We start from the raw sequence: 13,587 nt of genomic DNA on the forward strand, positions 1-13,587 counted from the left end.
AATGGCTACAGCGACGGCCCGTAGGCCTTGTCCGGGGCGTGCCCGACGGTTGGTGCAGGATCGGGGCTCGCGGGCGTTTCCGCGGTGAGCAGGTCAGCGCGGTCGAGCCACCAGATCGGCGGTTCGTGGTCCGGTTCGAACTGCCGCAGCAGGCTCACGTGCCCGAGACCCGTGTGCCAGACCAGGGCGTACGGCCCGGACTCGAGGCAATGGCCGCCCGGCTCGGTGGGGAGCGTGGTGTGGGTGTGGTCGTGGAACAGGGCCGTGTCCCGTGTCTCGGACCCGTAATCCCAGGCGGAGAGGTGCTCGATCCCAGCATTCGGCCCTTGCGCGTCGATCAGATCGACGACGTCGTAGCCTTCCTCGCCCTGCAGGAAGACGACGCTGTACCAGCGGCCCGGCGGCCATGACGCCTCGCCGGAAGGTGCGTGGTCGGTGGAGGCGGCGTTCCGGGCAGGCACGGTGGCGTGCTCCGGGCCGTGCTCCGTGGACGCGAGCTCGATGGCGAGAGCCGCCAGCTCGTTGGTGTTGTGATGCGCGGCTTCGGGTACCCAGGCGGCGAACCTGACCAGGCCGGCCGACGCCGAGCCGGGGTTCTGTAGCTGGTCGGCATAGCCGCGCCCAGCGATGGTCAGGAGCGCAAGGAGTGAGCGGAGAGCTTCGCGTGCGTTGGCTGGGCTCTGGCGTGCGGGATACAGGTCGACGCCTTCGGCGGGTGTCCGCTCTGGTTGTGCTGCGTCCTCGATCCGGTAGGTCCACCGGTGGCGGAGCCCGAAAGGCCTGGTGTGCGCAGCGCCGTCGTACCGGACCGTGATCGTCAGCGAGCCGCAGGTCCGGGTCAGGGCGGTCGGCCGTGGTGTGTCCATGACGGTCAGGTGCACCAGTACCGTCGGTCGTGGACCGGGTCACAAGCGGGGCGAGCCCGGCACAGGTCGCGGCCTGCCGGGACTTGGCTGATCCGGGGCGGTGGGCTCCTCGAGCGTGCGCGGGGCGGCCGGCGCTGGTTGTGCCATGTACGGGGTCGGTACCGGCGGTCGTTCGCTCGGTGTGGACGCTGAGCGCAGGTTCGCGGCGACCTCGTCCCGCAGACTGGTGACCAGGTCGCGGGCGGACTGCAGTTCCTCGGCGTCGGCCAGAGACTCGCAGGCGACGTAGAGCCCACCCGCGATCCGCCGACGTTCACGGGCGACCTCGAGGGCCTGGCCGACCTGCCTGGTGTGCCGGAGGTATGTCACGACGCCGGCCGCGATCCGGTACAACGTGGTCACGGGGGTCAGGTCCAACCAGCCAGTCAGTCCTCCGGCAGCCAGTTCGTCGCGCTCATCGGTGAGCAGCATGATGTCCTGGGCCAGTCCGTAGTCATCGTCGAGCCCCGAGGCGGTCAGCCCGCCCAGGCCGTGCTCGGCCGCGAACCGGTCCCGCTGCGCCTCCAGCTCGACCGTGCGCGCGTGCTGGGCTTGCGGGTCCTTCAACCATGCGGCGTCGTGCCCTCCCGCATGGGCGGCGCGATCCAGTTCCCGTTCCCGGAACTCAACCGCTGCCATGGCATGGTCGAGTTCATCGACCAGACGGTAGGCCTCACGTGCGTAGTGCAGTGCCTCGACCGCGGCGTGGAGCACGTGGCGGACCTCGAAGGCCGGTAGCTGCAGCACCCTCGACACGGCCGCGAGATCGAGCGGTGCCTGGGTCGCTGCTGCCGAGAACCGGACCCGGCCGCCGTCGACGGCGATGTCCACGACCGACTCTTCTTTGGCCCAGCGCAGTGCGATACCGATCGACGCCGCACCGGGTCCTGCTGGCCCCCACAGCTCGATGTCGTCCCTCGGGGCGATCAGGTCCCACCGGGCGTCGAAGGCGTTGACTGCCTCTTCGAACGGGGTCCCGATCGTGTCGGCGGCCTCAACCGTGCCAGGCGGTGTCGTACGTGGTGTGTCCATGGCCATCAGGTGTCTGGATGCGCCCGGACGCGCGGCAGGTCAGAGATTCGGGACTACACGGGCCACAGGCTGGGTGGTCCGGCCGGGCCACGGGCGTGGCCCGGCCCTGGGGTCGTGGGCGGCTCCAGCGTCCGAGAGGTCTGGGGCGCCGGACGCCCGGTGTACGGAGCCGCCGAGGTCGGTCTTTCGACGGGAGTGGCCGCGTCCTTGACGGCGGCGAGGACGGCATCGACCAGCCGCCGTTCCTCGAGACGGGCCGAGTGCAGTGCCTCGGCATTGGCTAGGCGTTCGTGAGCGTCCTCGAGCCCAGCGATGATCCGTTGGCACTCCTCCACCACGTGCAGGTCCTGTTCGAGCTGTCGGATGCGCGCGATGCGTGCGGCGACGTTGCTCGCCGCGCGCGGAAGCAGGGCCAGCATCTGGACGATGTTGCCGGGGCGCTCTGGTGTGCTGCCGGACCAGAGCCACGTCTTGATCGGGGCCGTCCACAGGGCATCCTGCTCCTTGACCAGGTCCCCGAACCGCCAGATCAGGTCGCTCCTTGCCCGGCTTCCTGTTGCAACTACGGTCGCCGGCCCATGCTCAGCGTTGAAGCGGTCTCGGGTGTCTTCCCACACCCCGACATGGCTGCGTTGAGCCCTGGGATCTTTCAGAACGGCGGCGTCGAGTCCCGCGGTGTGGGCCTCCAGGTCGAGGGTCCGCTCCAGGGCGTCGGCGTTGCTGCGCGCGCTGTACAGGTCGGTGGCCAAGCGCGCGACAGTCCGCATGTGACGCAGCGCAGTTGAGGCCGCCAGCAGAACATCGCTGGTCTCGTCGAGGGAGATCCGCAGCACTCGTGCCGCAGCGGTCATGTCCGCGGGGCGCTTGCTTTTGGAAACCGATAACCGGATCCACGTGGTGTGTTCCTGGGCGGACACGCGCACCACCTGGGAGCTCGCCGCTTCGCGGCGGGCGATCCCGATCGAGGCCACGTCCGGGCTGGCCTCCGGGTCCCGGAGCTCAAAGTCCTCGCTCCGGGCGTAGAGCTGCCATCGCGCGTGGAAGGCGTTCAACGCTTCTTGGGCTGGGGACTCCAGTGTCCCGGCAATATCGATCGGCCCGGGCACGCGCGCAGCGTTGTCCGCGTCGGGGTTGGGGTGGGTGGGTACGGGGTGGTTCCCGGTCGGCTGCTCCGACATCACAGTTCTCCCTACGTGGATTAGGCGGTGAGGGTTCGGGCGAGGGCCAGTGACTGCTGTCCCCACAGGCGGCGGGTCTCGCACCCGGCCTGGATCGCGGCCTGCTCGACAGCAGCGACGTCGTGCTCGAGCGTGTCCAGATCAGGGGCGCTGACCGTGACCAGGCCGGTGGCGCGCAGGACACCGTGTCCGGCGGCGAGCTCTGCTTCCTGGGTCAGGACGTCGTCGTACTCGGCGACCTGCGTGACATCCTCGATCTGGCCCACGCGAGCACGTTGAGCGGCCTCCGTGATGTGGCCTGTCTTCTTGCGCCGTAGGTCGCGGGCTGCTGCGTCGGCCCGCAGCGGCTCATACCGGAGGGTCATGGTGCGCTGCACGCCCGAGGTGAGCAGCAGCGGTGCGAGGAACCCGGGGTGGACAGCACTCTGCGGCCACTGGGAGATCCACAGCACCGCGTGCCAGGACGAGTCCGACCGCAATGTGCCCCACGACTCGGTCACCGCCACCGGACCCGCCGTGGCCAGATCTCTGCCTGCGGTTCGGTGCTGCTCCAGGACCGGTGCGGCCGGCGGGTCGTAGGCGGTGCGCAGCCACACGGCCAACTCACCTGTACCGAACGGGGCAGACGGTGTCAGGTCCGCCGAGCGCAGCGCGGTCGTCAGCGTCTCGGCCTCTTGCCGCAGCACGGCAGCCGCTCCAGCCAAGCCGCCCCCCGCGGCCCGCACCGCACGGCCCGCGGCCTGCATGTCGAGCGCGAGGCTGATCGTGGTCTGATGGCGTTCGGCCGTCGGCCCGGCCCGCTCGATCAGCTCCCCGTAGATCCGGGAGGCGAACTCGTGGCCCCCCCGCCTGGTGAGCGTGCCACCACTCGACCAAACCGGCCCCGGACCCGGGCAGGGTCCGCTGGGTGACCTGCACCGCCTTGATGCGCCCGGATCGGCACACCGTGGCCAGAACACGCCCCCACCCGGCCACACGGCGGGCCTGGTCGGCCGGGTCGAGGAGCTCGAAGCCGGACGACGTCACCGGGATGGTCACGGTCAGCGTGCTCGCGTACGGGTCGTGGACCAGCGCCGCATCAGTAACCGGATCGACATACTGCCGCAAGGACGCGGCCCGACCGGGCAGTGCGAGCGTCCCGGCCGGACGCGGCTGATCGACCCGCACCCGGAAAATGAGCTGCCCGGTCGTCGACCGCCACGCCCACGCGACGCCGATCGGCAGCCAGTCGACCACGGCACGTCCGCCCACCGGCACGACAGCGACCACCACCCCGACCACTGTGAACGGCACCGCGAGCACGATCGTGGTCCCTCCGACGTAGAGGGCCACGATCAACGGCAGCACACCGGCCGTGATCGCTGCGAGCTGCGCCGCGGTCAGACCGAGCAACAACGCATGCCTCGCCAGCCGGGAGAACTTCACCGCCCTCAGCGCACTGTCCGACGACGTTGCCGGGGCGGTCATCACTTCTGCCCCTTGCTGAGCACGGACGGCACCTCACGCACCGGTGGCGCGGCCGGCGGACCGGCGCTGGCCGGCGGACGAGCCTGGGCGGCACCACCCTGGGAACCTGCCGCGCCGGACGATGCCGCGGCGTCGGTCTGCTGCCCGGCGGCACCCGCTACAGCTGTACCCGCCTTGGGCCCAGCGGACACTGCGGCCTTGGCCAGCTGCGCACCGATCACCAGCGGAGCAGCCACCCCAGCTGCGGCCCCTGCACCCGCCGCACCTGCGGCGGCCGACCCACCGGAGGCACCTGCACCAGCCGAGACCACCTTCGGAGCCGCGGCCCCAGCAGCCGAACCACCGCTCGAGCCACTAGCCGCTGGCCCACCGGACCCTGCACCCGCAGCGCCACCGCCCTGACCGCCACCTTGCCCGCCCGGCCGGCCGTCGGCGCCCAGCACCGTCTTGGCCTTGCGGCCCAAGAAGCCGCCCGCCGCAGCGCTTCCTGCGGTCATCGGCATGGGCCGGTTGAGCGCCGACTTTGCCTCCTGCTCCACGGACATCGCGTGGTACATGTCGATGCCCATGAACGCGACGGCCTTATAGGTCATGTAGGGCGCGAACCCAGCCACCAAGAGCAGGGTCACGCCGGCGAGCTTCTCCGACCACGTCGCCAGGTCCGCCGCAACCGGCGTCCCGGTGAAGGACACGGCCAAGAGAAAGACGACGACCAAGACCAACTTGGAAACGATCAGCGCCACAACGAACTGCGCCCATTTGGAGACCCACCCGCGGGTCGCGTCCCACGACGCCCCCGCCAGCGCCAGAGGCGCGAGCGCGATCGCAACCAGCAACAGCGCCTTGCGCACCAGCAGCGAGAACCACACGATCAGGACGGCCGCAGCAGACAGGGCGGCGAGGAACAACGACAGCAGCGCCCCGGGCAGGGGCGCCAGGGCCGATCCTGCGGTGGCCGCGACACCGACTGTGAGCAGCTGGGCGCCCATCGCCTCCATCGTCGTGCCGGACGCGCGGACGATCCCGAGGCAGACCTGGTCGGTGATCTCCAGCAACGTCGCCGTCAGCGTGACCACGACGAACGAACCCAACACGCTCTTGGCCAGCCCGAACACAGCACGGACCAGCGCACCGGGCTCGCGGCGCAGCATCCCGGTGATCAGCTGCAGCAGGAAAAGACCCAGCATGAGGAAAACCGCGACACCGAACACGAGGTTGTAGACGCCCGTGAACTCACCGCGGGTGACGTCCACGAGGGTCGTGGTGGCCATCAGATTCCACAGCTGGACGAGCAGGAACGAGGTCAGGGCGCCCACGCCGTCCGCGAGGGTGGTGAGCAGGTCGACGAAGACGGCGCCGATCTGAGTGGTGGCCTCTTCGGCGGCTTGCTGGCACACGCCGGCGGTGACCGGGTTGGAGCACAGTCCCATCGGGCTTGTAGGAAGTCCCTCAAGTTGTCCCTTGGGCGGCGCAGTTGTCATCCAGTGGTTAAGCGGCAGCGCGCTTGCGGCCCAGCTCTGGTGTGCCTGCTGCAGCAGTGAGTGCATCGAAAGTTGTCCGTTCCCTCGATCAAGACCGGTTCTTCTCACAGGTCGGGAGGATCGGTGAGATCCCGAGGTGCTCCTGGGCTTGGCGGTACAGGTCCCGTCCGAGAGGTGTGAGCGGCCATCCGCGCCAGGGCCCGGGGAGTCGGTTCCCGCGTTTCAGAGCGCGTCGTTGGCTTAACCGCAGGGCTGCCGCCGTCCCGGCTCACGCAGGCATCCGACCGGCATGTCCCATGCCAAAATGTTGCGATGGATGAGACCGACGGCGAGGTGTCCGATCTGCGCGACGCCCTACCCGCTTCCGTGAGCAAGCGATTGTCCGACGACCAGCTGCGGTCAGGACTCGACAAGGCGCGCAACCGCCTCGGGCCCGACGCAGACACGACGGCAGTCCAAGGCGCGGCATGGTTGCTCGCTCACGAACCGGATCAGCGCCGCGAGCAGATCGACCACATGCTGGAGCTCGCGGCGCTGCGGCAGCGGGACCTCCTGCAGGCCGAGCACCTCCTGCTCGGTGCGTTCGACGCCGAGCCCGAACTGGATGACACGGCCCGTGGCACCACCCGGCAGGAGTTCCAGGACGATCTCGACCGGGCCGAGAAACTCTTGGCCATCCTGACCGCCCGGGCAGGTGGGACGACCAAGATCACTGAACAAGAGCTGGCCGACGCCCCAGCGCTCTTGATCGTGCGAGAGGACCACGGTTTCCAGACCTTCGCGTTCGACCTGGGGAGCTACCTCGACGACCACATCGATAACCACGTCGACCAGTAGCCGCCTATGGCCCTCACTCGACAGACCGCACTGTTCGCCGAGTTCGCAGCTCTGGTGGAGATGGAGCTCGAGTGGGTTGGTGCGACCATTTCTTCCGACCTTGTCGACACCGTGTTGAACGCGCATGTCGAGCACATCGCACAGAGCACCGGGGTCTCGCCAAGGCAGGCACTGGACGACGCGGCCAGCGACCTCGGAGCGATCACTGCGAGGTCGCTGCTTGTCGTCATGGAACAGGACCTGGAAGACACGAGCGAGGGATGATCTGGCACTCGACGAGACGTCCGAGACCGAGCTCGTGAACCACATGGAGTAGTTCTTCTCATGTAGTCGGGAGGATCGGTGAGATCCCGAGGTGTTCCTGGGCTTGGCGTCTCAGGTCCTGTCCGAGAGGCGTGAGCGGTCCGACGGGACGGGCACCGGCATGCCGGCGCATGAGCAGTGACCCGACGGCGTGTTCGAGGGTGGTCAGCTGGTCGTGCAGGTTTCCTGGGTTGCAGCCGAGAGCCTGGGCGGCCTGGTTGATGCTGGGCTGATAGGCGAGGGTGACGAAGCGTTCGAGGCGTAGCCGGGTGCTCGTCCCGCGCAGTGCATCGCGTAGCGGCTGCGGGAACTGTGACGGGTGGCGTCCGCTGGTTGCGTCTCGGTCGATGTTACTGTTCGCGTCGGTCTTCGTGCGGATCGGGATGTCGTGGGCGTGCGCGAAGGCCCGGAGCGTGAATGAGCTGCAGCCGATCTCCTCAGCGATGTCGGGCAGGCTGCGCCACCAGGTCACGTACTGCTCGCGAAACCAGTCGGGGTCGACATGGAACGTCTTCGCGGCCGGACTGGTGGTGGTCATGCTGGTGGTGTTCGAGTCGGCCGGGCGGATGCTGCGCTGGACGGGTATCGGGCTCGCGGGCCGAGGCAGCGGATGCTGACGCAGGACGGCGCGCAGGTGCTCGAGCGAGAGGCCGAGGTCGGCGGTCACACGCTGCAGGGGCAGGCGGGCTTCGAGGATGGCGTCGTGGATCGCGGCGGGATCGGTCTGGTCGGGGTCGGTGCCGGGCCAGTCGGTTGTGGTGACCCAGGTCGTCGGTGGTTCCCAGGTGAGGGGTTCACCGGTGATCCCGGCGCCGTCCAGGACCCGGCGGGCGTGGGCGTGCAGTGCATCGCGGATGTCGATGGTCATGAACGCGACGAAGGTCCGGTACTGGTCGCGCCGGGCGTCGTCAGGGATGACCCGGTGCGGGGGCGGCGCGATGTAGAGGTTCCCGCCGGTGAGCAGCTCGTAAAGGTAGCGGCGGGCGTTGGCGGTGAGCTGCCCACGGCCGATCCGGGGGCTGATGATCCGAGAGGAGGCGATGCTGTTCCAAGCGTCGTCGTCGATCAGCTCGTTGCCTGCGACCAGTCGCCGTCGTCGGGCGTAGTCGATCGGGATGTCGTGGTCGTCGATGGCGAACGCGAGCTCGGTCAGGATCCGCAGCGCGGTGGTACCGGTGGGCAGGTCGAGCAGGCGGGCCATGTGGTGGGCCACCGTGGCCGCGCCGATTGCGGGGTTGACCAGCGTGACGATCTGAGGCTTCAGGCGCAGGTCGCTGTGCGGGAGCAGCAGCGCGACCAGCGCCGCCGAACTAAAGGTCGCGGCCCGTCGTGCGGTGGCCTGCCCGAGCCTGATCGCCCAGTTCAGCCACATGTGGTCCGGCAGGCGTGCCGCTCGCCCGATGGCAGGGTCGACCCGGTCGGCGGTTCGGTGCGGCAGCAGCATGGGGGCGGGCAGGGTGATGGCGTGGCGGAGCTGGTCGATCGCTGTCATGGATTCGGAGCGGCCGTAGGCGATACGGGTGCGCAACGCCGGGCTGCCGGTGGCCCAGGTGTGCGGGACCGCTTTGTGGGTCAGGCGGCTCGGAGCGAGGGCCGCGACGAGGTCGATGAGCGGGTCGGTCGTCGCGTCGTGGTGGTCCAGAATGGTGACCGCGGGAATGAGGGTGTCGGCGCGCAGCATCGGCGCGGTCACCACGACCTGCTGCTTACCGGTCTTGCCTGCCAGGTCGGCGGCGATGTGGGCGGCGATCAGGCTGAGATCGCTCAGTGCGTCCAATGCGTCTTGCCGCGCGGCTGGCTTCCGGTCAGTGCCGCGGATCCCGGTCAGGAGATCGTCGATGAATCGTTGCGCCCTTGCCGCGGTGTCCGGGTCGCTGGAGCAGGGTGGATCGGTCGCTGCCAGGTCGTGCCCGCACCCGCAGCTGGTGCCGGTCACCGACAGCCCCTTGAGCGGGGACACGCTGCCGGGCCACAGGTCTGGCCGGATCGGTGGGGCCGGTGGGGGCTGTCCGCAGCTAGGACACCGGTCGGCCAGTAAGACGTCGTGGTTGTGGCAGAAGAACTGCAGCCGCAGCCGCCAGTTCGGTGACCAGTGCCCGTCTGCCAGGCACGGTGGGCAGAACCGGCTCGCGAGGCGGGGCGCCCACGCGGTGAAGGCGGTGTGCTGCGGCACGTGGCCTTCGGCGTCGAACATGCCGCGTACGGCCTCGTCCGTCAGCCCAGTCGCTGCGCCGAGCGCGGCGATGGTGTGGTCGGTCGGGTCGGGGCGCCGCCAGCGTCCGCGATGTAGCTCTCCGTGCGGGTCCGGCAGATTCAGGTCCTGGATCAGCCGGAGGGTGGGGACGCCCAGGCGGGCGGCGTAAGTGTGCAGCCACGTCTCGAACGTCTCCCCGGGCAGTGGGTCCAGAGTGAACGGCAGGGGCCCGGCCCTCATCACAGGACGGGTTGTCGTGCGGGTTGCGGGGTCGCGGTCTGCGGCGGCGAGGGCCGGGCGGTCAGTAGCCCGGCGTCGATCGCGGCGGCGAGGTGTTTTCGGGCGGTCTCCGCGGCCTGGTCGATGCGCACGGCGTTCAGCAGGTCGACCGTCAGCGTCTCGGTGCCGGTCTTGATCGCGCGGTAGCAGCCGCGGCTGATCAGCGACATGAGCGACGCGAAGTGCCCGCTGCTTCGCGCGAACAGGTAGTCCGACAGGTCCTCGCTGAGCATGCCGCGGCGGGCATGGACCAGGACGAGGTTGTGCTCGATCGCCAGCAGCAGCTGCCGCCAGGTGCGCCGTCCTTGTTCGGTGCTGATCTCGAACGTGTCCAGGCCCAGCACCGTCCAACGGCGTGCGGTCTGGGAGAACGCGGCGTCCGCGCCGGTCAGTCCCTCCTCCAGCAGGCCGCGGGCGCGTAGTCCGACGCCGACGAACACGAACGTGACGGGGAAGGTGTTCGCCAGCCATTTGAAGTGGTTGGCGACCTCGCGTCCGTCGCGGCGGTTCATGTCCAGGAAGTGCACGTCGTCCACGACGATCAGTCCGGTCTTGCAGGCCGCGACGGCCTCAGCGGCTCGGTGCGCCAGGTGCGCGGCGGTGCCGCGGTGCGCGCTGGGCAGCCCGTAGAACCGGCACAGCATCGAGTTCAGGGACCGCATCGTCGTGTTCGACGTCAACGGCAGGTAGGCGACCGGGATCCGCTGCCACGAACCGTCCGTGACGCGGGTGCGGGCCCCGTGCAGGTCGATCTGGTCGCGGTGGAACCCCCTGGCGAACGCGACCGCCGCGGTCGTCTTGCCCAGACCGGGCAGCGCGTCCAGCACCGCAGCCGGCTTGACCTTGTCGCCGTCCTGCAGGTTGGAGCCCACGATCTCGTCCAGCCCATCGAACACCGCGTCCAGCGCCGGGGTGCGTATCGGGCCGAGATTCGCGTGCCAGACGGCGCGGTTGTGGTCGTACCGTCGCTGCTCGAGCGCGGTCATCGCGCCCATCTCCTCGACAAGACGAACTGGTGGCCTGGCTCGTGGTGCAGCATTCACCATGGTGAGCCAGCCGTCCTTGGTCGACAGGTCCCAGTCCCGCTCCTCAAGGTCAGGTTCGGTGGCGTCCGCGCGGCTCACGTGAGGATCTCGAACGCGTTGGCGTAGAACTCCTCGTCACCGACGTCCAGCTCGTCGTCGGTATCGTCGTCACCCCCGACACCACCTGCCGGCGTCACGGCGGCGTCCTCGGGTCCAGGGTCGGTGATCGCGTGGAGCGTAGACAGGTCGGCGACCTCTGGATCGGGTCCGGCCGCGGCTAGGCGGGCCTGGCGCTGCTGGCTCGCGCGGATCGCCATGCGCCGCTCGGCCGGATGCCTGACCAGCCCGGCGTCCCACCGCTCCAGCAGTTCGGCCAGCGCCACCCGGGCGTCCGCGTGCCGGCCAGAGGACAGCGCGAGCCGGCGGGAGTAGGCCAGCGCTTCGGCCGAGAACGGTGCGGCGACCGCGGTGTGGTGCTCCCAGACCAGGGCGTGCCAGGTGTGGTCCGCCGGGTCCTGGAAGTAGATCTGTGAGACGTCGTCGGTGTCGTAGCGCACCGGCCACTTCCCGGTGTGTGGGCCCGTGAAGCTGCTGGTGCGGTTGCGGTAGGGCGTCAGCGCCGGCCCGTTGTAGCGCAGGCCGCCCACCTCGATCCCGTAGTGCTGGATTGTGCGCCAGGCCACCGGCAGGAAGTCGAACACCAGGTCAGCGCGGGCCGGGACCCGCAACCGGCCCGTTCGCGACACACCACCGGCGAACATCTCCGCCGGAGACAGCTCCAGGCCCGGGACCAGCGGGTCGGCCAGCCCGCCGTGCGGGCGCTGGTGATAGATCCCGGCGACCCATTCGCGCAGGATCGACTCCAGCTCGTCGATGAAGAAGTAGGTGCAGCCCTCTGGATCGGCGCCGCGGGAGTGCACGTCCGGGCCGGTGTAGCCGGGCAGCGCCTCCAGCAGCTGCTCGCGCACCGTCCGGAAGAACCGCTCGACCGCGGCCTTGTCCGTCGGGGTCAGTGGCCGCGCCGGCTGCACCGAGATCCCCAGCCGGGCGCACACCCCCAGCAGATGGTTCGACAGGTAGACCCTGCCGTGGTCGATCACCACGGTCTCCGCGGCCACGCCCGCCAACCCGACGGCGCCGGTGTCGACGTCGTCTGCGTCATCGGCTGTGGTGGGGACGACGACCATGTCGGGCAGACCGGCATACGGCAGCAGCCCGCCGCCAGTGCGTGCGCGGGAATCCGGGCGCAGCGACTCGAACAGCACCAGGGCCGCGTCCACTGCCTTCGTCGACATCGGCGACAACCGCAGCCCGGTGATCGACCGGGAGTACAGATCCATCGCGATCGTCAGCTCGACCCGCACCCAGCGCAGCGTCACCGGCTCCATCGCGAACACGTCCAACGGCGTGGTGTCCAGCAGCAGGTACTCACCCGGCCTCGTCGGACGCAACCTGCCGTAGACGCCCTGCGGGCGCCCGGCGATCGACCGTTTCCCCTTCGTGCTGCCGGTGAACGCGTTCGTGCCCCGGGTGATCTCGCCCAGCACCGCACGGGCTTTGCCCGGCCCCGGCTCGGGCACCACGCCCTGCCCGTGCTCGGCTGCCAGGCGCGCGGACACCCGTTGGAGCAGCAGGTTCCGGGTCGGGCGGGCGGCGTCGGTGTGCTCGGCCAGCACCGTCCGGCACATCGCCAACCACCGCTCGTCCACCCCACCCAGCGGATCGCTCACCCGCAAGCCGCGTCCGTCGAGCAGTCCCGCAGGGCCGATCTCACGGAACGCCGCGACCCACCGCTTCAGAGTGCGCACCGATACGCCCGACTCGGCCGACTTCGCGGCATACCGGTCTGTCAGCGGCAGCGCCGGGTCGAACGGTGCCCGCGGCTCACCCTCGGCCGCCGACGACGCCGACCCCGAGGTGTAACCGGTGAGCAGCTCACGGACGTGGGCCAGGCGCTCGTCCAGCTGCGCCCGCTGCGCGACGGTCAGGTTCTCCAGCACCGGCCCCAGCGCCTGCACCGACGTGGTGTCCGCGCCCTCGATCGTGGTGGACGGCTCGGCGAGCAACGCCGCGGTATGCACCAGCAGCACCCGGCCGTCCCGACCTCGAAGGCGGAGCCGCTGGTCCTCGATACCCAGCACCGTGAAACGCTCACCGGCCCGGCTCAGCCGGGTGCCGACGGTGATCATGACGGTCGGCCCCTGCGCACTCATGCGGCACGCTCCAGGGTCGTGGCCGCCGACAGCGGCGCCTCCAGATCGACGCGGAAGACGCCCCGCCAGACCAGGTGCAGGGCCGCGGCACGCACATCACCTGCCGCGCTACTGTCCCCATTCTCGAGGTCGCCCAGGAGCGCGCTGGTGGTCACCCGCCGCTCGAGCCACGACACCGTCGCCGCGTCCACACGGTCCGGATACCGGTACGCCGCCAGGAACCGGACGTTCATCAGCACCGCCGCAGGCGCCCCCGACCACACCTCGTGCCGCCAGCCCCGCCCCGCGAACACCTCCCCGGCCCACGCCAGCGCCGTGGCCACCTTCGGCCGGGCCAGCTGATCGGCCGGCTTGACGTTGACCACCGTCACGACGCCGTCGACGTCCAGGAGCAGGAAGTCCGGCACGTGCCGACGCTTCAGACCGTCCACCTCGGCGGTCACGCAGAACGGCTGGGCAGCGATCGCCGCTACCCGAGGATCGAAATCGGCCAGCAGCAGGCGCGCCAGCTCCAGGCGGCTCTCGTAGACGACATGCGTCCCGGTCGTTGCCGACCAGTACCACCCCGAGTAGTGCGCCTGCCCGTGCCGCCACCGAAACACTCGCCACGGCGACGCCGCAGCCAAGATTCCGGGCTGGACCGCTTCGAGATCCATCGTCGACTCCCGGCCCG

The 13,587-nt window shown here is 69.9% G+C and carries 11 protein-coding genes and 1 pseudogene; 2 read left to right on the forward strand and 10 right to left on the reverse strand.

Annotation, left to right across the window (positions count from 1 at the left end):
- Nucleotides 1-5: 5 nt before the first annotated feature.
- The 6 genes and pseudogenes from ACFS27_RS12735 to ACFS27_RS12755 all read right to left on the reverse strand — a co-directional run bounded on the left by ACFS27_RS12735 (nt 6) and on the right by ACFS27_RS12755 (nt 6,012).
- The gene (locus ACFS27_RS12735; protein WP_253873225.1) at nt 6-866 is read right to left on the reverse strand and encodes a hypothetical protein; all 861 of its coding nucleotides are present in this window, start codon (nt 864-866) and stop codon (nt 6-8) included.
- Between the two features lie 39 nt (nt 867-905).
- Nucleotides 906-1,937 (reverse strand): hypothetical protein, encoded by a 1,032-nt coding sequence (locus tag ACFS27_RS12740; protein ID WP_253873228.1) that lies wholly within the window; start codon nt 1,935-1,937, stop codon nt 906-908.
- A 53-nt stretch (nt 1,938-1,990) separates the two neighbouring features.
- Nucleotides 1,991-3,043, reverse strand: a complete 1,053-nt coding sequence (locus tag ACFS27_RS12745) for a hypothetical protein (protein WP_377183442.1) — start codon at nt 3,041-3,043, stop codon at nt 1,991-1,993.
- A 92-nt stretch (nt 3,044-3,135) separates the two neighbouring features.
- On the reverse strand, nt 3,136-4,092 hold the full coding sequence (locus tag ACFS27_RS12750; protein ID WP_449301526.1) for an SCO6880 family protein: 957 nt from the start codon (nt 4,090-4,092) through the stop codon (nt 3,136-3,138).
- Nucleotides 4,025-4,582 (reverse strand): annotated as a pseudogene (locus tag ACFS27_RS29755) (SCO6880 family protein); the annotation flags it as partial. The pseudogene ACFS27_RS29755 and the gene ACFS27_RS12750, both read right to left, overlap by 68 nt.
- Nucleotides 4,582-6,012, reverse strand: a complete 1,431-nt coding sequence (locus ACFS27_RS12755; protein ID WP_377183444.1) for a conjugal transfer protein TrbL — start codon at nt 6,010-6,012, stop codon at nt 4,582-4,584. The gene ACFS27_RS12755 and the pseudogene ACFS27_RS29755, both read right to left, overlap by 1 nt.
- 363 nt (nt 6,013-6,375) lie before the next feature.
- Here ACFS27_RS12755 and ACFS27_RS12760 point away from each other — a divergent pair, with 363 nt between their 5' ends.
- Both ACFS27_RS12760 and ACFS27_RS12765 read left to right on the forward strand, forming a co-directional pair.
- Nucleotides 6,376-6,900, forward strand: a complete 525-nt coding sequence (locus ACFS27_RS12760) for a hypothetical protein (protein ID WP_377183446.1) — start codon at nt 6,376-6,378, stop codon at nt 6,898-6,900.
- Nucleotides 6,901-6,906: 6 nt separating this feature from the next.
- On the forward strand, nt 6,907-7,164 hold the full coding sequence (locus ACFS27_RS12765; protein ID WP_377183448.1) for a hypothetical protein: 258 nt from the start codon (nt 6,907-6,909) through the stop codon (nt 7,162-7,164).
- A 58-nt stretch (nt 7,165-7,222) separates the two neighbouring features.
- On the opposite strand, the gene ACFS27_RS12770 is transcribed toward ACFS27_RS12765, so the two are convergent.
- Genes ACFS27_RS12770 through ACFS27_RS12785 form a run of 4 tightly spaced genes read right to left on the reverse strand, consistent with a single transcriptional unit; the run spans nt 7,223 to nt 13,570 of the window.
- Nucleotides 7,223-9,637, reverse strand: a complete 2,415-nt coding sequence (locus ACFS27_RS12770) for a TniQ family protein (protein WP_377183450.1) — start codon at nt 9,635-9,637, stop codon at nt 7,223-7,225.
- Nucleotides 9,637-10,800 carry an ATP-binding protein gene (locus tag ACFS27_RS12775; RefSeq protein WP_377183452.1) on the reverse strand — a complete coding sequence of 388 codons (1,164 nt, stop codon included), beginning with the start codon at nt 10,798-10,800 and terminating at the stop codon, nt 9,637-9,639. Before ACFS27_RS12775 ends, ACFS27_RS12770 begins: the two co-directional genes overlap by 1 nt.
- Nucleotides 10,797-12,914 carry a Mu transposase C-terminal domain-containing protein gene (locus ACFS27_RS12780; protein WP_377183454.1) on the reverse strand — a complete coding sequence of 706 codons (2,118 nt, stop codon included), beginning with the start codon at nt 12,912-12,914 and terminating at the stop codon, nt 10,797-10,799. The genes ACFS27_RS12775 and ACFS27_RS12780 overlap by 4 nt, the downstream gene beginning before the upstream one ends.
- Entirely contained in the window at nt 12,911-13,570 is a 660-nt protein-coding gene (locus ACFS27_RS12785; RefSeq protein WP_377183456.1) for a TnsA-like heteromeric transposase endonuclease subunit, read from the reverse strand. Before ACFS27_RS12785 ends, ACFS27_RS12780 begins: the two co-directional genes overlap by 4 nt.
- Between the last annotated feature and the right edge of the window lie 17 nt (nt 13,571-13,587).

The organism is Promicromonospora vindobonensis, from assembly GCF_042685865.1.
Lineage (GTDB): Bacteria > Actinomycetota > Actinomycetes > Actinomycetales > Cellulomonadaceae > Promicromonospora > Promicromonospora vindobonensis.

Bases quoted from the DNA above. Each gene is read 5' to 3' on its own strand.
- ACFS27_RS12785 (WP_377183456.1), bottom strand. From the start codon at position 13,570: ATGGATCTCGAAGCGGTCCAGCCCGGAATCTTGGCTGCGGCGTCGCCG.
- ACFS27_RS12770 (WP_377183450.1), bottom strand. From the start codon at position 9,637: ATGAGGGCCGGGCCCCTGCCGTTCACTCTGGACCCACTGCCCGGGGAG.
- ACFS27_RS12755 (WP_377183444.1), bottom strand. From the start codon at position 6,012: ATGGGACTGTGCTCCAACCCGGTCACCGCCGGCGTGTGCCAGCAAGCC.
- ACFS27_RS12765 (WP_377183448.1), top strand. From the start codon at position 6,907: ATGGCCCTCACTCGACAGACCGCACTGTTCGCCGAGTTCGCAGCTCTG.
- ACFS27_RS12740 (WP_253873228.1), bottom strand. From the start codon at position 1,937: ATGGACACACCACGTACGACACCGCCTGGCACGGTTGAGGCCGCCGAC.
- ACFS27_RS12760 (WP_377183446.1), top strand. From the start codon at position 6,376: ATGGATGAGACCGACGGCGAGGTGTCCGATCTGCGCGACGCCCTACCC.
- ACFS27_RS12780 (WP_377183454.1), bottom strand. From the start codon at position 12,914: ATGAGTGCGCAGGGGCCGACCGTCATGATCACCGTCGGCACCCGGCTG.
- ACFS27_RS12735 (WP_253873225.1), bottom strand. From the start codon at position 866: ATGGACACACCACGGCCGACCGCCCTGACCCGGACCTGCGGCTCGCTG.